This window comes from Streptomyces sp. NPDC051180 (genome assembly GCF_040689545.1).
In the GTDB taxonomy this organism is placed as follows: domain Bacteria; phylum Actinomycetota; class Actinomycetes; order Streptomycetales; family Streptomycetaceae; genus Streptomyces.
The window spans coordinates 520,087-538,208 of the sequence record NZ_JBFBBC010000001.1 but is presented as its reverse complement, the minus strand read 5'-3'; the positions used below and the strand labels follow the sequence as shown (position 1 = coordinate 538,208).

Annotated in this window: 16 protein-coding genes; 12 read left to right on the top strand and 4 right to left on the bottom strand. The window is 74.0% G+C overall.

Features of this window, described 5'->3' with window-relative positions:
- The first annotated feature begins 318 nt into the window (after positions 1 to 318).
- Both AB0424_RS02380 and AB0424_RS02375 read left to right on the top strand, forming a co-directional pair.
- Positions 319 to 1,242 (top strand): sugar isomerase, encoded by a 924-nt coding sequence (locus AB0424_RS02380; protein ID WP_366301531.1) that lies wholly within the window; start codon positions 319 to 321, stop codon positions 1,240 to 1,242.
- A gap of 39 nt (positions 1,243 to 1,281) precedes the next feature.
- The gene (locus AB0424_RS02375) at positions 1,282 to 2,118 is read left to right on the top strand and encodes a class II fructose-bisphosphate aldolase (RefSeq protein ID WP_366301530.1); all 837 of its coding nucleotides are present in this window, start codon (positions 1,282 to 1,284) and stop codon (positions 2,116 to 2,118) included.
- 79 nt (positions 2,119 to 2,197) lie between these two features.
- On the opposite strand, the gene AB0424_RS02370 is transcribed toward AB0424_RS02375, so the two are convergent.
- Positions 2,198 to 3,079, bottom strand: coding sequence for a LysR substrate-binding domain-containing protein (locus tag AB0424_RS02370; RefSeq protein WP_366301529.1), 882 nt, complete (start codon positions 3,077 to 3,079; stop codon positions 2,198 to 2,200).
- A 71-nt stretch (positions 3,080 to 3,150) separates the two neighbouring features.
- Between AB0424_RS02370 and AB0424_RS02365 the strand changes: the two genes are divergently transcribed.
- Entirely contained in the window at positions 3,151 to 4,071 is a 921-nt protein-coding gene (locus AB0424_RS02365; protein ID WP_366301527.1) for a DMT family transporter, read from the top strand.
- Between the two features lie 82 nt (positions 4,072 to 4,153).
- Here AB0424_RS02365 and AB0424_RS02360 read toward each other — a convergent pair whose 3' ends face one another.
- Complete coding sequence (locus tag AB0424_RS02360; protein WP_366301526.1) at positions 4,154 to 4,591, bottom strand: nitroreductase family deazaflavin-dependent oxidoreductase; 438 nt, start codon at positions 4,589 to 4,591, stop codon at positions 4,154 to 4,156.
- Between the two features lie 210 nt (positions 4,592 to 4,801).
- Between AB0424_RS02360 and AB0424_RS02355 the strand changes: the two genes are divergently transcribed.
- Both AB0424_RS02355 and AB0424_RS02350 read left to right on the top strand, forming a co-directional pair.
- Positions 4,802 to 5,608 carry an alpha/beta hydrolase gene (locus AB0424_RS02355; RefSeq protein WP_366301525.1) on the top strand — a complete coding sequence of 269 codons (807 nt, stop codon included), beginning with the start codon at positions 4,802 to 4,804 and terminating at the stop codon, positions 5,606 to 5,608.
- A 47-nt stretch (positions 5,609 to 5,655) separates the two neighbouring features.
- The gene (locus tag AB0424_RS02350) at positions 5,656 to 6,627 is read left to right on the top strand and encodes a threonine/serine dehydratase (RefSeq protein ID WP_366301524.1); all 972 of its coding nucleotides are present in this window, start codon (positions 5,656 to 5,658) and stop codon (positions 6,625 to 6,627) included.
- Positions 6,628 to 6,754: 127 nt separating this feature from the next.
- Here the strand turns inward: AB0424_RS02350 and AB0424_RS02345 are convergent, their stop codons facing one another.
- A complete protein-coding gene (locus AB0424_RS02345) occupies positions 6,755 to 7,225 on the bottom strand; it encodes an Lrp/AsnC family transcriptional regulator (RefSeq protein ID WP_366301522.1) in 471 nt (156 codons plus the stop codon).
- A gap of 95 nt (positions 7,226 to 7,320) precedes the next feature.
- Here AB0424_RS02345 and AB0424_RS02340 point away from each other — a divergent pair, with 95 nt between their 5' ends.
- The 3 genes from AB0424_RS02340 (at position 7,321) to AB0424_RS02330 (ending at position 9,207) form a co-directional block, all read left to right on the top strand.
- Positions 7,321 to 8,184: an LLM class flavin-dependent oxidoreductase gene (locus AB0424_RS02340; protein ID WP_366301521.1), complete on the top strand. Its 864-nt coding sequence runs from the start codon at positions 7,321 to 7,323 to the stop codon at positions 8,182 to 8,184.
- Positions 8,181 to 8,609 carry a nucleoside deaminase gene (locus tag AB0424_RS02335; RefSeq protein ID WP_366301520.1) on the top strand — a complete coding sequence of 143 codons (429 nt, stop codon included), beginning with the start codon at positions 8,181 to 8,183 and terminating at the stop codon, positions 8,607 to 8,609. Before AB0424_RS02340 ends, AB0424_RS02335 begins: the two co-directional genes overlap by 4 nt.
- Positions 8,610 to 8,673: 64 nt before the next feature.
- The gene (locus tag AB0424_RS02330; protein WP_366301519.1) at positions 8,674 to 9,207 is read left to right on the top strand and encodes a GNAT family N-acetyltransferase; all 534 of its coding nucleotides are present in this window, start codon (positions 8,674 to 8,676) and stop codon (positions 9,205 to 9,207) included.
- Positions 9,208 to 9,264: 57 nt separating this feature from the next.
- On the opposite strand, the gene AB0424_RS02325 is transcribed toward AB0424_RS02330, so the two are convergent.
- Entirely contained in the window at positions 9,265 to 10,536 is a 1,272-nt protein-coding gene (locus AB0424_RS02325) for a serine hydrolase domain-containing protein (protein WP_366301518.1), read from the bottom strand.
- A gap of 291 nt (positions 10,537 to 10,827) precedes the next feature.
- Between AB0424_RS02325 and AB0424_RS02320 the strand changes: the two genes are divergently transcribed.
- The 4 genes from AB0424_RS02320 to AB0424_RS02305 all read left to right on the top strand — a co-directional run bounded on the left by AB0424_RS02320 (position 10,828) and on the right by AB0424_RS02305 (position 17,951).
- Positions 10,828 to 11,697, top strand: coding sequence for an acetylxylan esterase (locus AB0424_RS02320; protein ID WP_366301516.1), 870 nt, complete (start codon positions 10,828 to 10,830; stop codon positions 11,695 to 11,697).
- Between the two features lie 128 nt (positions 11,698 to 11,825).
- Entirely contained in the window at positions 11,826 to 12,890 is a 1,065-nt protein-coding gene (locus AB0424_RS02315; RefSeq protein WP_366301514.1) for an AI-2E family transporter, read from the top strand.
- Positions 12,891 to 13,017: 127 nt separating this feature from the next.
- A complete protein-coding gene (locus AB0424_RS02310; protein ID WP_366301512.1) occupies positions 13,018 to 14,883 on the top strand; it encodes an HSP90 family protein in 1,866 nt (621 codons plus the stop codon).
- Positions 14,880 to 17,951 carry a tetratricopeptide repeat protein gene (locus tag AB0424_RS02305; RefSeq protein ID WP_366301510.1) on the top strand — a complete coding sequence of 1,024 codons (3,072 nt, stop codon included), beginning with the start codon at positions 14,880 to 14,882 and terminating at the stop codon, positions 17,949 to 17,951. The genes AB0424_RS02310 and AB0424_RS02305 overlap by 4 nt, the downstream gene beginning before the upstream one ends.
- The last annotated feature ends 171 nt before the right edge of the window (positions 17,952 to 18,122 follow it).

Below are 18,122 nucleotides of genomic sequence, written 5' to 3'. Positions count from 1 at the left end.
ACGGCTGTGCCGTAATTACTGGGTTAACAGCCGGAGGCCAGGGAGATCGGGGCCTGGATTGGTCCGTTGTGAAACCAATGACGCCAGACGGCCATCATGTTCACGCCGGACTCGGCGAGCTGGACGGCCGTCTTCGGCGGCGCGCCAGGCTGACCCGGACACGCTCCGCCCCTCCTTGCCGCCGGTGCCGGCGTGCGCCGATCCAGGTCGTCGGGTGGGGCGTGGTATCTGGAAACGCACTGCATGTTTCTGCTTGAATGAGCATTACTTCAAACAGAATCACTCATCATCGCGCACCCTTCTTGCAAGGAGCTCCGCATGGCCACCACTCGCACCTCCCTGGAGATCGCCTCCCAGCCGGCGACCTGGCGCCAGGCGGCCCGCACCCTGCCCCAGCACGCCCCCGCCCTGCCCCGGCGAGGCGAGCGGGTCGCGGTGATCGGCTGCGGGACCTCCTGGTTCATGGCCCTGGCCTACGCGGAGCTGCGCGAGTCCGGCGGACACGGCGAGACCGACGCCTTCGCGGCCTCGGAGTTCCCCTTCGGTCGACGCTACGACCGGGTCGTCGCGATCACCCGTTCCGGCACGACGAGCGAGGTCCTCGCGGTCCTCTCCCGTCTGCGCGGCACCGTGCCGACGGGTGCCGTGACCGCCGATCCGGCGACCCCGGTCATGGATCTCGCGGACGCGGTCGCCGTGCTCGACTTCGCCGACGAGGAGTCCGTCGTCCAGACCCGCTTCGCCACCACGGCCCTCGCCCTCCTCCGCGCCCACCTGGAGGCCGAGGACGCGCTGCCCGACGGGGTGGGCACCGTCGCGGAGGCCGCGCGCGACGCCGAGCGGGCCCTCGTGTCCCCCCTCGCCGAAGAGGTCCTCACGGCCGAGCAGTTCACCTTCCTCGGCAGCGGCTGGACCTACGGACTCGCCCTGGAGGCCGGTCTCAAGATGCGCGAGGCGGCCGGCGCGTGGACCGAGGCGTATCCGGCCATGGAGTACCGCCACGGGCCCATCAGCATCACCGGCCCCGGCCGGGTGACCTGGGGTTTCGGCGTCCTGCCGACCGGGCTCGCGGACGAGGTGCGCAAGGTCGGCGGCACCCTCTCCGAGAGCGACCTCGACCCGCTCGCCGACCTGATCCGCGCCCAGCGCCTCGCCGTTGCCGTCGCGGAGGCGCAGGGCCTCGACCCGGACACCCCCCGCAACCTGACCCGCTCCGTGGTGCTCGCCGACGTCCATGCCTGACCGCAGCCCCCGCCCGTCCGCAGACCCGGGAGAAGGACCATGCCGCTGACGCCCACCGACGAGATCGTCCGCCGCGCCCGCGCGGCGGGCACGGGCGTGGGGGCGTTCAACGTCCTCCAGCTCGAACACGCCCAGGCCATCGTGGCCGGCGCCGCCGACGTCGACCGGCCCGTGGTCCTGCAGATCAGCGAGAACACCGTCCGCTACCACGGCGCCCTCGAACCGGTCGCGCTCGCCTCCCTGGCGATCGCCCGCTCGGCCAAGATGCCGGTCGCCGTCCACCTCGACCACGCCGAGAACCCCGACCTCGTCCGCGAGGCCGTCGGACTCGGTCTGGGCTCCGTCATGTTCGACGCCTCGAAGCTGCCCTACGCGGAGAACGTCGCCGCGACCCGCGAGGTCGTGGAGGACTGCCACCGGCACGGCGTCTGGGTCGAGGGCGAGCTGGGCGAGGTCGGCGGCAAGGGCGGTGCCCACGCCCCCGGCGTGCGGACGGACCCCGACGAGGCCCGCGCCTTCGTCGCCGCCACCGGCGTCGACGCCCTCGCCGTCGCGGTCGGGAGCTCCCACCAGATGGTGACCCGCGACGCCGTCCTCGACCTCGACCTGATCGCCCGCCTGCGGGCCGCGGTGGACGTCCCGCTCGTCCTGCACGGCTCCTCGGGCGTCTCCGACCCGGGCCTCGCCGCAGCGATCGCCGCCGGCATGACCAAGGTGAACGTCTCCACCCACCTCAACAAGGCGTTCACCCGGGCCGTCCGCACCCACCTCGCCGACCACCCCACGGCGGTGGACCCCCGCCACTACCTCGCCCCCGCCCGGGCCGCGGTCGCCGAGGAGGTCGCTCATCTCCTCACGGTCCTGGCCCCGGCCTGACGGGGCGGGGGAGGGCCGCCGCCCCGTCACGAGGTGCCCCCGCCCCCTTGTCAGGGTCCGCATGCCCACGGGACCCCCGTCACGACGCGCCCGCCACCTCCTGGAACGCCTCCAGGAGGCCCCGCACGGCGGGCAGCGCCAGCGAGGACTCCCGTACCGCCGCGTGAATGGAGCGGACCGGCTCGGGACCGCGGATCCTGCGGACCACGACGTTCGGATGACGGCTGCCCAGACCGAGCCGCGGGATCAGCGTGATGCCCAGACCGGCCGCGACGAACCCCTGGGCGGCGGCGTACTCCTCGCACTGCACGGCGATGTCCGGGGTGAACCCCGCCGCCGCGCACGCCTCCAGGACGGCGTCCAGACAGGGCCCCGGCCGCTCGCTGCCCACCCACGGCTCCGTCGCCAGACCGCCCAGCTCGACGGCGGTGCGGCGGTCGGCGAGCGGATGCCCCCGGGGCAGCACCGCGCGGTAGGGGTCGTCGACCAGGTGGACCAACCGGAGGCCGTCCCGTTCGCCGCTGCCCCGGGCCCGTACGACAAGGGTGAGGTCCGCCTCCTCGTCGGGTGAGCCGTCGGCGATCCGCAGGTCGACGCGGACGTCGGGATGCCGGGAGCGGAAGCGGGCCAGGGCGGGTGCGACGAGATCGGCGCCGGCGGTGGCGAAGTAGCGGACCGCGATGCGGCCGGTGCGGCCCGCCCGCAGATCGGCGAGCGCGGTCTCGGCCTCGGCGACCTGACGGCCGATGAGGGCCGCGTGTTCGGTGAGCAGCCGCCCGGCGGCGGTCGGCCGCACGCCGCGGCCGAACCGTTCGAGCAGCTCGATGCCCGCCTCCTTCTCCAGGGCCGCGATCTGCTGGCTCACGGCCGACGGCGTGTAACCGAGGTGCCGGGCAGCCGCGGTGACGGAGCCGCTGGTGACGACGGCCCGGAGCACCTGCATGCGCCTCACATCCATCATGTAGCAGAGCTTAACGCCGGGTGTACGAACCTTCGCTTGTCCTGTCGAATGCCGCCCGGGACCGTGGAGGCATGACATCCGCGACGCGCATGTGCGTACTGGCACTGCTCTGGGGCTCGGGCTTCCTCTGGATCAAGATCTGCCTCAACGAGGGGCTCACCCCGGGGTGGATCACCTTCGTGCGGTGCCTGTTCGGCACGGCCGTGCTCCTCGGGCTCGCGTACCGAGCCCGGCAGCGGCTTCCCCGTGACCGGGGCACCTGGGGACGGCTCGCCGTCGCCGCCCTCCTCTGCAATGCCCTGCCGTTCCTGCTCTTCTCGATCGGAGAGCAGACCGTCGACAGCGGAGTGGCGGGCGTGCTGAACGCCACCACCCCCCTCTGGTCCCTGCTCATCGGGCTCGGGCTGGGAACCGAACGCCCCCTGCGGGCCACCCGGACGGCCGGGCTCGCCCTCGGATTCGCCGGGGTCCTGCTGATCTTCGCGCCCTGGAACGCAGGATCCGGTCTGACCGGTCCCGGCGCGCTCGCCCTGCTCGCCGCCGCCGCCTCGTACGCGCTGGCCTTCGCCTACATGGCCCGCCACCTCACCGGCCGGGGCACCGCTCCGCTGGCCCTCTCGGCCGCGCAGCTCCTCACGGCCACCGGCCTCGGCGTCCCGGCCCTGACGGTGGGCGGCGCGCCGACGGTGACCTGGACCGGAGTGCTCGCCGTCGCGGTGCTCGGGATCTTCGCGACCGGCCTCACCTTCCACCTGAACTACCGCATGATCGCGGAGGAAGGCCCGACCAGCGCCGCCACCGTCGGCTACCTCCTGCCCGTGGTCTCCGTGGGTCTGGGCGCGCTCGTCCTCGGCGAGCCCCTCACCGTGCGGGTCGTCACGGGCATGGCCGTCGTCCTGGCCGGCGTCGGCCTGACCCGTGTCACGACCGGCCGCCCCGCCGCCCCGCACACCGCGGAAACCGTCACGTGCGCGGCCCCTCAGGAGAACTAGGGAGACCAGGGACGTGTCCGGGAGGGTCCCGCCTGCCCCCTTGGCAGGCGGCACTGCCTTCCGGACGCGTCCCAGGAGGTGCCTAGCCGATCCGCTCGACCACGAAGAGGGGGATCTCCCGCTCGGTCTTGCGCTGGTAGTCGGCGTAGTCGGGGAACGCCTCGACGGCCCGCGCCCACCACGCCCGGCGCTCGTCGCCGGTGACCAGCCGGGCCTTCATGTCCCAGACCTCGGTGCCGTCCCGCAGTTCCACGAGGGGCGAGGCGACCAGGTTGTGGAACCAGACGGGGTGCTTGACCGCACCGCCGTTCGACGCGACCAGGGCGTACGCCCCCTCGTGCTCCACCCGCATGAGCGGGGTCTTGCGGAGCTTGCCGCTCTTCGCCCCGAGGTTCGTCACCAGGACGACCGGCAGGCCCCTCATGGTCGTGCCCTTCGTCCCGCCGGAGGATTCGTACAGCTCGACCTGGTTCCGCACCCACGTCGAGGGGCTGGGCTCGTACTCGCCTTCGAGGGGCATGACTGTCCTTTCGGTGGGATACCGGCGCCGCCGGTGCTGCGTCCTGCCGACGCTATCCGACGGGAAGGGCCCCGGCCCGCTCCCGGGGCCCGGGGCAGGTCCTCCGGATCGTCCCGGGTCCGCGGGACGCCCCTGCGGGCCGGATGTCGGCAACCGCTCGTAGGGTGGGTGCGCAGGCGGGAACCGATGGGCGACAGGGGAGTGGGCGGCATGCGGGAGTTGTTCCTCGCGGACCGGAATGCGTACATCCGGTGGATCGACTTGCCCGGGGACGGGCCGGTCCGGGTGTTCGTGCACGGCCTCGGCTGCACGGCGGCTTCGGACTTCGCCCACATCGCCGCGCACCCGGCGCTCCGCGGCGGCCGGGCGCTCCTCGTCGACCTCCTCGGCCACGGCCTGAGCGACCGGCCCGCGGACTTCGACTACCGGATGGAGTCCCAGGCCGCCGCCGTGGCGGCCGTGCTCGACCACCTGGGCGTGACGGGCGTGGACCTCGTCGGGCACTCGATGGGCGGCGCCGTCTCGATCCTCCTCGCGGCCGCCCGCCCCGACCTGGTGGCCCGGCTCGTGGTGGCCGAGCCCAACCTCTTCGCGGGCGGGGGAGCCTTCAGCTCCCCGGTCGCCGCCCAGGACGAGGCCGCCTTCGTGGCACGGGGGTTCGGCCGGATGCTGGCCGTCGCCGGCCGCGCCGACTACGCGGCCCGCCTGCGGCTCGCCGACCCGCGGGCCGTCCACCGCAGCGCCGTCGCCCTCGTCGAGGGAACCGTGCCCGCGCCCGGGGACCTGCTTCCCGGCCTGGCCGTACCCCGGGTCTTCCTGGTCGGCGAGCTGAGCATGCCGGACGCGGACGCGGAGAAGATGGCGGCCCTCGGCGTTCCGGTCACCGAGATCCCCCGTGCCGGGCACAACCTGATGCTGGACAACCCCGACGGGTTCGTCGCCGCGCTCGCCGGCTTCCTCGCCGCGGAGGGGACCCCGCCTCCGGCCACCGGGCTTCCCGCGCCCGACGGGCCCTGAGAGGATCTTCGCCACGACCGTCCCGCCCCGGCCCACAGGAGCAGCACGTGCACCCGCTCACGTACGACGACGTCACCACCGCCGCGGCCCGGATCCGCGGCCGGGTCCGCCCCGTCACGGTCGCCCCCGCCGACTCCGGCACCGAGCCGTACGCACTCCACCTCGCCCTGGAGCACCTCCAGCACACGGGCTCCTTCAAGGCACGCGGCGCACGGAACTTCCTCCTCGCCCACCGGGAGGAGGGCACCCTCCCCGCCGCCGGTGTCACGATCGCCTCGGGCGGCAACGCCGGCCTGGCCTGCGCGTGGGCCGCCGCCCGGCAGGGCGTGCCCGCCACCGTGTTCCTGCCGGCCACCGCCCCGAAGGTGAAGGCCGACCGGCTCCGCTCCTACGGGGCCGACGTGCGCCTGGTCGGCACCGAGTACGCCGACGCCCTCGCCGCCTGCGAGGCGTTCGCCACCGAGACCGGCGCGCTCGCCTCCCACGCGTACGACCACCCGCTCATCGCCGCCGGGGCCGGCACCCTGCTAGACGAGATCCTCCGGTCGGTCCCCGACCTCGACACCGTCGTCGTCGCGGTCGGCGGCGGCGGCCTCTTCGCCGGCGTGGCCGCCGCCGCCCGGCACCACGGCGTCCGCACCGTCGCGGTCGAACCCCGGAACTGCCGTGCGCTGGACGCCGCCGTCAGCGCCGGACACCCCGTGGACGTCCCGGTCGACTCCGTCGCCGCCGACTCCCTCGGCGCCCGCCGCGTCTCCGCCACCGCCCTGCGCGCGGCCCAGGAGGGAGACGTCCGCTCGGTCCTCGTCACCGACACCGCGATCACCCGCACGCGCCGGGCCCTCTGGGACGACCGCCGCCTCGCCGTCGAACACGCCGCCGCCACCGCCCTCGCCGCCGTCACCTCCCCGGACGGACAGGCCCCCTACCGTCCCGCCCCGGGCGAGAAGGTGTGCGTCGTCCTCTGCGGGGCCAACACCGACCCGAGTGACCTCACGGGCGCGCCGGCCGGCGCCTGACCGGCCGCCTCGCCGGGCCGACCGAGTGCGGGTACCCGGCTCAGCGGGCCGACGGCGTCCGCGTACCCGCCCCCGGCCGACGGCGTCCGCGTACCCGCCCCCGGCCGACGGCGTCCGCGTCCCCGCCTCACCCGGCCGACGGCATCCGCGACCCCGGCTCGCGCGGGCCGCGGAACGGCAGCGTCCGACTGAACACGAGGTTCGTGGTGGTGCTCCCGAACGGAGCGAGCTCGTCCACGAGTTCCTCCAGGTGTCCCATGGACGTGGCCGCCACCTTCAGCACGTAGCAGTCGTCGCCGGTGGTGCGCAGGCACTCCAGGATCTCCGGGCGCTCGGCCAGCAGCCGGCGCAGCGGCTCGTGCCGGGTCCCCGGGTACTTCAGCCGCACCATCGCCAGCACCGCGTACCCGACGCGCTCCAGATCCACGTCGGCCCGGTAGCCGGTGACCACTCCGGACTCCTCCAGGCGCCGGACGCGCTCCTTGGTCGCCGACGCGCTCAGGTTCACCCGCCGCGCCAGCTCCGTGTAGGCGATCCGGCCGTCCTGCTGAAGCTCCGTCAGGATCGCCCAGTCCGTGGCGTCGAGATTCTCGGTCATCAGGCGATATTACCGGCGGATTCACGGCCGAACCGCGCCTGAACAGGCGGGAATCGCTTCAGCACCACCGCCCGGCCTGGCTAGCCTGTGCGCTTGTGAAGATCGGAGTCAACATCCTCAACTTCGGCCCCGGGACGGATCCCGGGGCCCTGCGGAGCTGGGCCCAGACGGTGGAGGGCCTCGGCTTCGACCTGCTGATGGTCTCGGACCACGTCGCCGTCACACCGGATGTCGCGGAGCGCTATCCGGAACCCTTCTACGAGCCGTTCACCACCCTGTCCTGGCTGGCCGGCATCACGACCCGGGTCGGGCTCGGGACGACGGTGCTCGTGGCCCCCTACCGGCATCCGCTGCTCACCGCCCGGATGGCGCTCAACCTCGACCGGCTGAGCGGCGGCCGGCTGGTCCTCGGCGTCGGGGTCGGCTGGGCACGGCAGGAGTTCGCCGCCCTCGGGGTCCCGTACGAACGCCGGGGCCGCGACACCGACGACCATCTGCGCGCCGTGCGCGCGGCATGGGCCGACATGACCGGCCCCGGACGACGCGCCGTGCCCGTCTGGGTCGGCGGCAACAGCGCCGCCGGAATGCGCCGCGCGGTACGGCTCGGGGACGCCTGGCACCCGCTGCGCGGCACCATGCCGTGGCTGGCCTCCGCCGCCGCCGGACTGCGCGAGCACGCGGAGGCTCAGGGCCTCCCCGTCCCCGCCTTCGCACCCCGGATCGCCCTGCGCCCCACGGCGCGCCCGGTCGACGGAGCGGAGCGGGTCGCGGGGGAGGGGACCCTCGACCAGATCATGGACGACCTGGACCGGCTGCGACGGCTGGGCGCCGAGACCGTCGTCCTCGACCCGTACGCCGGCGACCCCCGGGAGACGTACCACCCCCAGGCCGCGTGGCAGGCACTCGCCACGGTCGCCGCCCACCTCACGCGCCCCCGCACCCCCACGGAGCAGACATGACCAGGCCCGACGACCACACCCTCCTCCGGCGCGCCATCGCGCTCGCGGCGGCGGCACGCGACGGCGGCGACCCGCCCTTCGGCTCGCTCCTCGCCGCTCCTGACGGGACGGTGCTGGCGGAGGAGCGCAACACGACGCTCACCGACGACGACATCACCGCGCACCCGGAGCTGAAGCTGGCGAGGTGGGCCGCCCGGGAGCTGGACGCGGCCACGGCCGCGACCACCACGATGTACACCAGCTGCCGGCCCTGCGCGATGTGCGAGGCGGTGATCCGGCGGGCGGGGCTGGGGCGGGTGGTCTTCGCGCTCTCCGACGAGCAGCTCCTCGCCATCAGGCCCGGCACCGACCTGCCGCCCGTGCCGCAGGAGGGCCCGGCGCTGTTCGACGAGGTGCGGGCGGTCGTCGAGGGCTACTACCACTGACCTCCGCCACCCGGTGGGCGGGCCCGTGGCGTCGGAGCGGCGACGGGTGCGTCAGGATGGGGGGATGACCGAAATTCGTACCCCTCGTCTCGTCCTCCGGCGCTGGAGCGACGACGACCTCGTCCCGCTGTCCGAGATCAACGCCGACCGCGAGGTGATGCGGTGGGTCGGTGACGGCTCCGTCCGGGACCTGGACGAGACCGCCGAGGAGATCGAGCGGTTCGAGGAGGAGTGGGACGACGAGGGTTTCGGGGTCTTCGCCGTGGAGCTGCTCGGGTCCGGTGAGCTGATCGGGCTCGCCGGCCTCTCCGTCCCGGACGGGCCGCCGGAGCTGAGCGCGGAGGTGGCGATCATCTGGCGCCTCGGCCGGCAGTTTTGGGGGCAGGGGTACGCCTCGGAGGCCGCCCACGCGGTCCTGGAGTTCGCGCTCCAGGACCGCGGGCTCGGCCGGGTCGTCGCCGTCACGCAGCTCGGCGACCGCGCGTCCGCGAACGTCATCGGCAAGCTGGGGATGACCCTGGAGCGCGAGACGACCGACCCGGTCCTCGACGTGGCGCTGCACGTCCACGTCATCGACCTCACCGAGTACGAGGCGTGATCACCGGCCCCGTACCGGCGGCTGCCTGATCACCGGCCCCGTACCCGGGGCGCCGCGTCAGTGACGCTCGGGGAGGTCCCGCTCGGCCGGCCGCGAGGTGAGGTCGGCCGTGGCGGGGGCCGCGGAGCGCGCGTTCGCGGCCGGGACGGGCCTCTTGCCGCAGAACGCGGCCTCCAGCGTGCCGCCGAGCGCGGTGTTGGCGGCCCCGTGGTTCGAGGTGTTGGCCATGGCCGACAGGCTGCGGCGGCCGTCACGGGTCGAGAAGGTGTACGTGTAGAAGCCCTGCACGGTACCGGTGTGACCGAACACCTGCGTGCCGCACGACAGGTCGTAGCGGCGCAGCCCGAGACCGTAGAAGCGGGTGTTGGTGGCGTCCGTCGGGGTGACCGTCGTCATCGCCTCCATCATGGCCGGGGAGAGCAGCCGGCCGCGCATCAGCGCGCTGGTGAAGGTGTTCAGGTCGGCCGGGTTGGAGATGACCGCCCCGGCGGACTGCGCCCAGGACACCGTCTGCTCGGTGGAGTCCACGAGCGGGTCGCCGGCCGCGTCCGGGTGCAGGTAGCCGCGCACGTGCAGCCCCTTGATGCGGGTGTCGGGGTGGACGTACGAGGTGTTCCGCAGCTTCAGCGGCTTGAAGATGCGCTGCTTGTACGCGTCCGCGACCGGGCGCCCCGTGATCTTCTCGATGATCATCCCGACCACCACGAAGTTGGCGTTCGAGTACTTGTACGACACGCCCGGCTCGGTGGTGCGGGGCTCGCTCAGCGACAGGTCGACCAGCTCCTGGTAGCTGAACACCCGGTTCCGGACCGCCTCGAAGCCCGGCACCGTGTCGTTGAACATCGCGTTGGTGTAGTCCGCGAGACCGCTGCGGTGGGTGAGCAGATGACGGACCGTGATGCGGTCGTCGGGCAGCAGACCCGGCAGGTAGCGGTTGACCGGGACGTCGAGCTCCACCTTCCCCTCCTGCACCAGCTGGAGGAGGACGACCGTGGAGAACGTCTTGCTGACGCTGCCGATCCGGAAGCGCGCGTCGATGTCCATGGGCGCGCCCGAGACGCGGTCCTGGACGCCCACGGTCCGGGCCTGGGCACCGCCCGGGCCGACGAAGCGGGCCATCGCGCCCGGCGCGCCGTTGTCCATCGCCGAGTTCAGCGCGGCGACGACACCCTCCATGTCGGGGGCGGGAACGGCCTCGACCGCGGTGCGGACGGGGGCCGCGGGAGCGGGCGACGCGGCGAAGGCGGTGCCCGCCGGGGCGAGGCCCGCGGCGAGCGCGGCGACGAGGGTGGTGCTGACGGCCAGACGTCGGTGTGACGACAGGGGCACGATGATTCCTCTGCTTCTTCGAATCGTTCGTTCGGTATGGATCATGAGTGCCAACGCGGCGGATCGGTTCCTGACACGGGCGACGGGTTTCGGAGGTCACCGTTCCGGACCGGGACGAGGGCACGCGGGGCACGAGCGCCCCCCGGCCGGGACGGTGGCTTGGGCAGACGCACAAGCCACCGGCGGCAGGTCTGGGCTCCTGCGGACAGACACACCTGCCGGGGAGCTCGATCATGGCGCTGGTCACGCTTGCGAGGACGCGCAACGTGCCGGATCCGTAAAGGAGTTCCTATGTCAGGGAAATGGGGCCGCGCGCTGGGCGGCCTGCTGCTCGCCGTCGCGACGGCCGTGTGCGCGGCGCCCGGCAGCGCCGGCGCCGCCGAGGGGACGGCGGGCACGATCCCGTCCGTCGGCACCGACTGGGGTTCGCCCGGCCCGTACGAGGTGAACGTCGACATCGAGGTCGTCCACACCTTCTACTACCCGCGCGACATGGGGCGGCGCGGCGAGCGGCACCCGGTCGTCATCTGGGGCAACGGCACCGGCGCCGTCCCGGGCTTCTACAGCGGTCTGCTGAGGCACTGGGCGAGCCAGGGGTTCATCGTCGCCGCCGCCAACACCCCGACCTCCAACTTCGCCCTCAGCATGCGCGCCGGCATCGACGTGCTGGAGAACCGCAACGCCGACGGCGCCAGCCCCTTCTTCGGGAAGGTCGACCTCGACCACATCGCCTCCGCCGGACACTCGCAGGGCGGCGCGGCCGCCCTCAACGCCGCCGTCGACCCCCGGGTCGACACCGCCGTCCCCATCCAGCCGGGACCGCTGGCCGACCCCGACCTCATGGACGAACCCGTCTTCTACCTGGCCGGCCAGAACGACCTGACCGTGTGGCCCGCCCTGGTGAAGGCGTTCCACCGGGACTCCGACCACGTCCCCTCCGTCTACGGCGAGGTCTGCGGCGCGGGACACCTGAGCTCCATCGGCGACGGCGGGAACTTCCGCGCCCCGACCACCGCCTGGCTCCGCTTCTGGCTGCTGGGCGACGAGAACGCCCGCGGCATGTTCTTCGGCCCCGGCTGCGTCCACTGCTCCGACACCGGTCTGTGGTCGGGCTGGGACCGCAACACCCAGGCGCAGCAGATCCCCGGCACCACGGCCTGACGGCCCGCCCGGCCGGGGCCCGCGGCGACGACCGCCGGGACCCCGGTCGGGCGAATGCGGCACCCAGGTCGGGCGAATGTCGACCGGAGGGCGTGGGGCGCCGGACGGCGGGTGGTACGTCGTACGCCATGCAGCCAGGCACACCCCCGACGGTGACCCCCTTCCTCCGTACCGCAGCCGCCTACGCGTGGCGGGTGCTCGTCGTCGGCCTGCTCGTCTACAGCCTGTTCGCGATCCTCGGCAGGTTCCACGAGATCGGCGTCGCGGTCTTCCTCGGCCTCGTCATCACCGCGCTGCTCCGCCCGGTCGCCGACCTCGTCGCCCGGGGCATCCCCCGCGCGCCGGCGGTCGCCCTCACCCTCCTCGGCGGCATCGCGCTGGTCCTCGGCGTGCTCGCGCTGGTCGGCGAGGCCGTGGCGGGCGAGCGGACGACCCTGGTGCGGGAGTTCAGGGTGGGCATCGACCGGATCGAGGACTGGCTGGAGCGGCCGCCCTTCCACCTGAACCCCGGAGCCCTCACCGACCTCCAGGCGCGGATCGGCGAATTCCTGTCCAGCCACCGGTCCGCTCTGGTCAGCACCGCGCTGAGCGGGGCCGGCCACGTCGTGGCCGTCCTCACGACCCTCTTCCTGGCGCTGTTCTGCGCCGTGTTCTTCGTGCACTCGGGCGACCGGCAGTGGGACTGGTTCCAGGACCAGCTGCCGAAGTCGGTGCGCGGCCGGGTGGGCATCGCGGGGCGCGCCGCCTGGCGCACCTTCACCGGCTACACGCACGGCATCGTGCTCGTGGCCGCCACCAACGCGGTGCTCGTCGGCGTCGCGCTCTGGCTCCTCGGAGTCCCCCTCGCCGTCCCGCTGGACCTGCTGGAGTTCGTCGCCGCGTTCGTCCCGCTGATCGGCTCGCCCCTCGCGCTCGCCGTCGCGGCCGTCGTGGCGCTCGCCTCGAAGGGGCCGCTGGTGGCGGCTCTGGTGGTCGCCCTCATCGTGGTGATCGGCCAGATCGAGGGCCATCTCCTGCACCCGCTCGTGATGAGCTGGGCCGTACGGCTCCACCCCCTGGTCGTCGCCCTCTCGGTCGTCGCCGGATCGGTCGCGGCCGGCATCGTCGGCGCCGTGGTGGCCGTGCCCCTGGTCTCCGTCGTCTGGTCCGTCCACACGGCCCTGCGCGAGGCCCGGACCACGACGAACGCCTGAGGGGCGGCCGGCGAATATCACCAGGCCCGTTGTCGGTGGTCACCCCTAGGCTGTGTCTCGTTCGCGATCTGTGAGGGGGGGTCCTCGAGGTCGCTTGTCCCACCCTGCGCACACGAGGTGATGCACCATGACTTCCGCCACCCCGGACGACGAGAAGGCACCCGACGCCGGCAGTTTCCAGGTCGACCTCCGCGGTCTCGTCGACCTGCTGTCCCACCATCTCTACTCCAGCCCCCGGGTGTACGTCCGCGAGCTCCTGCAGAACGCCGTGGACGCCGTCACCGCCCGCCAGGCTCTCGACCCGGTCGCCGCCATCCGCATCCGGCTCCGCGCGGCGGACGGCACCGTCTCCATCGAGGACAGCGGCATCGGCCTGACCGTCGACGAGGTCCACAGCCTCCTCGCCACCATCGGCCGCAGCTCCAAGCGCGGCGGCGAGCACGGTCTGGAGTCCGCGCGGCGCGAGTTCCTCGGCCAGTTCGGCATCGGCCTGCTGGCCTGCTTCGTCGTCGCCCGCCGGATCAGGGTGGTCACCCGCTCCGCCCGCACCCCCTGGGCCGCGCCCGTCGAGTGGCTCGCCTCCGACGACGGCTCCTACACCGTCCGGACCCTGCCGGACGAGGCCCGCCGCGAGCCCGGCACCACCGTGTACCTGGAGGCCCGCCCCGGCGTCGGGGAATGGCTGGAGCCCGCACGCGTCGAGGAACTCGCCCGCGACTTCGGCTCCCTGCTCCCGTACGACATCACCTTCGCCGGACCGGACGGCGTCGCACGGCCGATCACCGACCGCCCGGCCGTCTGGGACCGCACCCACCCCACCCCGGCCTCCCGGCGGGTGGCGCTCGCCGGCCACTGCGCCCGGGTCTTCGGGTTCACCCCGCTCGACAGCATCGACCTCGACCTTCCCGTCGCCGGAGTGCGCGGCGTGGCGTACGTGCTCCCGGAGCCGACCAGTCCCGCGCACCGCGCCGGCCACCGCACGTACCTCAAGGGCATGCTGCTCACCGACCACGCGAGCAACCTGCTGCCGGAATGGGCCTTCTTCGTGCGGGCCGTCGTCGACACGGACACCCTGCGGCCCACCGCCTCCCGCGAGAACCTCTACGACGACGAGACCCTCGCCGCCGTCCGGGACGCGCTCGGCGCCCGCATCCGGCAGTGGCTCGCCGAACTCGCCGCGGGCGACCCCCAGCGCCTCGCCGCCTTCCTGGACGTCCACCACCTCGGCGTGAAGTCCCTCGCCCGCCACGACGCGGAACTCTTCGCCCTGATGCTGCCGTGGCTGCCCTTCGAGACCAGCGACGGCCACGTCGGCCTGGAGGAGTTCGCCGCCGCCCACTCCGAGATCCACTTCACCCGGACGGTCGAGGAGTTCCGGCAGATCGCCCCGATCGCCGCCGCCCACGGCCTCGGCGTCGTCAACGCCGGCTACACCTACGACGCCGAGCTGCTGGCCCTGCTGCCCGCCGTCCGGCCCGGCGTGACGGTCACCGAACTCGACGCCGGCGCCGTCACCGACCGGCTCGACCCCGTGCCGACCACGGCCGAACTGGCCCTCGCCTCCTTCCTCGCCACCGCCCGCACCCGCCTCGACCCGCACAGCTGCGACGTGGTGCTGCGCGCCTTCCAGCCGGTCGGCGTGCCCGCGCTGTTCCTCGACGACCGCCAGGCGCGCCAGGAGCGGGACCGGGCCACCGCCCAGGAGAACGCCGACTCGCTGTGGAGCGACATCCTCGGCTCCCTGCGCGGCTCCGCGCCGCGGGCCCGGCTCGTCCTGAACCACAACAACCCGCTGGTCCGCCGGATCGGCGCGCTGCCCGACGCCGAACTGACCGGCACCGCCGTCGAGTCGCTGTACGGCCAGGCGCTGCTGATGTCCCAGCGGCCCCTCCGGCCCGCCGACTCCACCCTGCTCAACAGGGCCTTCCTCGGGCTCCTGGAATGGGCGACCCACCCCACCTCCGCCACGGACGCCGAGGAGAACCGCGCATGACCGCCATGACCCCCGAGGACATCCGCCGCGGCCTCGGCGAGAACTCCCGCGCGCCGCACGGCGCCGCGCGCAACGTCCACGCCGAGACGCTCGCCGCCGCGGCGGAGGCCACCGGCGACCGGGAGCTCTTCCGGGCCGCGCTCGTCTGCCAGATCGAGGCGTACGAGTACAGCGCCGAGCGCACCAAGATGGTCGTCCCCTTCGCCCGGCTGCTCCAGGAGTACGACCGCGACCCGGGCTCCTTCGCGCCCCACGAGGTCCACCGCCTCTTCTGGCGCTTCAAGTGGGTGGCCGGCCGGATCGTCGAGTCCCCCGAGATCCCGCTCACCGCCGTGGACGGCTGGCTCACCGACATGGAGCGCCGCTACCGGATCGCCGGCTACAGCGAACGCGCCGTGCGCCAGGCCGAGTTCCACCTCGCCGACGCCATCGGCGACGCCACCAGGACGGAGCGTGCCATCACCGGCTGGGCGGCCGCCGACCGCGACGCCATGAGCGACTGTCACGCCTGCGAGATCAACACCCAGGGCTGGTACTGGTCCCGCAAGGGCGCGGACGCCCGGGCCGTCGAGGTCTGGGAGCCGGTGCTCTCCGGCGGACTGTCCTGTATGGAGGAGCCCCACCGGGTTCTCGCCCACGCCCTGCTCCCGCTGGTCCGCCTCGGCCGCACCGACGAGGCCCGCTCCTACCACCTCCGCGGCTACCGCATGGTCCGCGGCAAGGAGAGCCTGCTCCGCTCGGTGGGCGAGCACATCGAGTTCTGCGCCCTCACCGGCAACGAGTCGCGCGGCCTGGAGATCCTCGCCGAGCACGCCGCCCACCTCGCCCCGCTCGCCGACGTCGAGTCGCAGATGGAGTTCTCCGGCGGCGTCCTCGTCCTCCTGCGCCGGCTCACCGACCTGGGCCACGGCGACCGCCCCTCCGTCGTGTACGGGGGCACGCAGCGCACGGTGAAGGAGCTGTACGAGCTGCTGTACGCCGAAGCCACGGAGATCGCCGCCCGTTTCGACGCCCGCAACGGAACCGGACTCGTCTCGCAGCGGCTGGTCGACCGGATCGCCCGGCAGCCCGTGGCCGCGTCCCTTCCCCTGGGTGTCCGCAGCGCGGAACTGCCGCCCGCGGCCGTCCCGGCCCAGCGCACCGGGCAGGACACGAACGCCCCCGCCGACGCCCCCGACGGAACCGGGCCGGACGCCGCACTCGGCTTCACCGCGCTCCTCGACCGGGCCCGCGCGGCCCGGCAAGGCGCGCACCCCTCCGCCGACGCACTCTGGGACAAGGTCGCCGACCTGGTCGAGGGCGGCGCCGCCGACGCGACCGAGGCCGAGCTCACCGACCCCCTGCTCACCGCGGACCTGCTCGCCCACCGGGCCGCGACCGCCGCACGGGCCGGCGCGTCGACCGCGAGGTCCCTGTACGCGGAGGCCGCCGCGTCGTACCGCGCCGCCGGCCGTCCCGGCCGCGCCGCCCACGCCGAGCTGGGCGTCGCCGGATCCGCGCTCCAGGCCGGCGCCGACCCCGAGGAGGTACGCGCCCTGCTGGCCGTCGCGGCCCGCTCGGCGCACGCACTGGACGAGACCGACCCCGAGCGCGTCCGGCGCGTCCTCGGGGCCGAAGTCAACATCCTCCGCATGGAGGCGCACCTGAGCGAACTCTCGGCGGACGAGTCCACACCGTCCCGGGCCGGCGCGCTCCTGGCCGAAGGACTCTCGGGGATCGTCGGACGGCACGGCGACGAGCCCGCGGCCCACACCGGCGGACAGGGCAGCTTCGCCGACCTCGTCGCCGACAGCGAGGTGACCCTGGCGAGGATCCTCCTCGGGGAGAACGACCTCGACACGGCGGCGGCTCTGCTGGAATCGGCGGCCCGGCGTCTCACGGCCGCCGGACAGCCCTGGGACGCGGTCGAACCGCTGGCCCTGCGGGCGAGCGTCCTGGCCGCGCGCGGCGAACGCGACGAGGCCGAGTCGGTCGCCCGCGCGGCGCTCGACCACGCCGCGGAACTCACCGACGCCTCCGAGCAGGCGGGCGTACGGCTGACCCTCGCGGACATCCTCCTGCGCCGGGGCGGCGACGGTGCCCAGGAGGCCGCCCTGCACGCACTGGACGCGACGCACTGGCTCGACCAGGCCGGCCACGCCGCCACGGCCGGTGCCAGGGCCCGGCTCCTCCTCGCCCGGGCGTACGCGGTGGCCGAGCGGACGGCGGAGGCCGCGGAGGTGCTCCAGTCGGCGCTGCCCGACCTTCTGGAACACGGCGAGGGGGAGGGCGTTCGGGCCCGCGAACTGCTCGGCGGGATACTGCGGGACCTGCACGACCCGCGGGCCGCGGCCGAGCAGTACCTGCTGGCCGCCGAGACCGCCAAGGGCTGGGACGAGCCCGCCTACGAGGCCGGACTCGCGCACTCCGCGGGTGAGGCCCTCGCGGCCGGCGGCCTGACGAGCGAGGCCGAGGCCGCCTACGAGCGCGCGCTGGAGCTGTGGCGTCAGGCCGGCGGCAACCCGCCGGCCGAGGCGCGGCTGCTGCGCTCGCTGGCCTGGCTCGCCGCGGAGGAGAAGGCGGACGAGGGCGACGCGACCCGCGCGCGGGCCCTGATGGACCAGGCGGCGTCCGTCGTCGCCGGCTCCGACGAGCCCGCCTTCCGGTACGAGCAGGCACAGACCTGCCAGCAGCTCGCCCGACTCCTCCAGGACGACCTCGACGACTTGGACGAGGACGAGGACGAGGACGAGGACGAGGACGAGGACGGGAACGACGCCGGCACGGAGGAGGGCGGAACCGCGGGGGAGCCATCCGGGACGACCCGTGCCCGTGCACGGGCCGTCCGCGAGGAGATGGTCACCCTGCTGGACCGGGCGGCCGCGCTCTACGCGGGGTTCGGGGCGGACGCGCTCGGCGAGCGGTTCCAGTGTCTCGCCTACGCGGCGTGGACGGAGCAGGCACTGGACCGCGTCGAGGACGGCGTCGCCCGCATGACCGCGTTCGTCACCGAACTCGACGCCCGTGAGGAGCCGGAGGCGGCCGAGTTCCTGACCCGGGCGCGGAGCGTGCTCGACGCGCTGAAGTGACGTACCGGGGAAGGTGACAGGGGCGGCGGGCCATCCGCCTGCCGCCCTTGCCGGACCCCGAGACGATCAAGTAGCGTCACCGGTATGAACACCGGACCGGCGACTCGCCATTCACGGACGGGCTATCCGGTGGAGGGCTGATCTGCCCCGGGGTGCGCACCAGGCACCCCC

Coding starts and splice junctions, on each gene's coding strand:
- AB0424_RS02380 (WP_366301531.1), top strand. CDS start 319: ATGGCCACCACTCGCACCTCCCTGGAGATCGCCTCCCAGCCGGCGACC.
- AB0424_RS02375 (WP_366301530.1), top strand. CDS start 1,282: ATGCCGCTGACGCCCACCGACGAGATCGTCCGCCGCGCCCGCGCGGCG.
- AB0424_RS02370 (WP_366301529.1), bottom strand. CDS start 3,079: ATGATGGATGTGAGGCGCATGCAGGTGCTCCGGGCCGTCGTCACCAGC.
- AB0424_RS02365 (WP_366301527.1), top strand. CDS start 3,151: ATGACATCCGCGACGCGCATGTGCGTACTGGCACTGCTCTGGGGCTCG.
- AB0424_RS02360 (WP_366301526.1), bottom strand. CDS start 4,591: ATGCCCCTCGAAGGCGAGTACGAGCCCAGCCCCTCGACGTGGGTGCGG.
- AB0424_RS02355 (WP_366301525.1), top strand. CDS start 4,802: ATGCGGGAGTTGTTCCTCGCGGACCGGAATGCGTACATCCGGTGGATC.
- AB0424_RS02345 (WP_366301522.1), bottom strand. CDS start 7,225: ATGACCGAGAATCTCGACGCCACGGACTGGGCGATCCTGACGGAGCTT.
- AB0424_RS02335 (WP_366301520.1), top strand. CDS start 8,181: ATGACCAGGCCCGACGACCACACCCTCCTCCGGCGCGCCATCGCGCTC.
- AB0424_RS02330 (WP_366301519.1), top strand. CDS start 8,674: ATGACCGAAATTCGTACCCCTCGTCTCGTCCTCCGGCGCTGGAGCGAC.
- AB0424_RS02320 (WP_366301516.1), top strand. CDS start 10,828: ATGTCAGGGAAATGGGGCCGCGCGCTGGGCGGCCTGCTGCTCGCCGTC.
- AB0424_RS02315 (WP_366301514.1), top strand. CDS start 11,826: ATGCAGCCAGGCACACCCCCGACGGTGACCCCCTTCCTCCGTACCGCA.
- AB0424_RS02310 (WP_366301512.1), top strand. CDS start 13,018: ATGACTTCCGCCACCCCGGACGACGAGAAGGCACCCGACGCCGGCAGT.
- AB0424_RS02305 (WP_366301510.1), top strand. CDS start 14,880: ATGACCGCCATGACCCCCGAGGACATCCGCCGCGGCCTCGGCGAGAAC.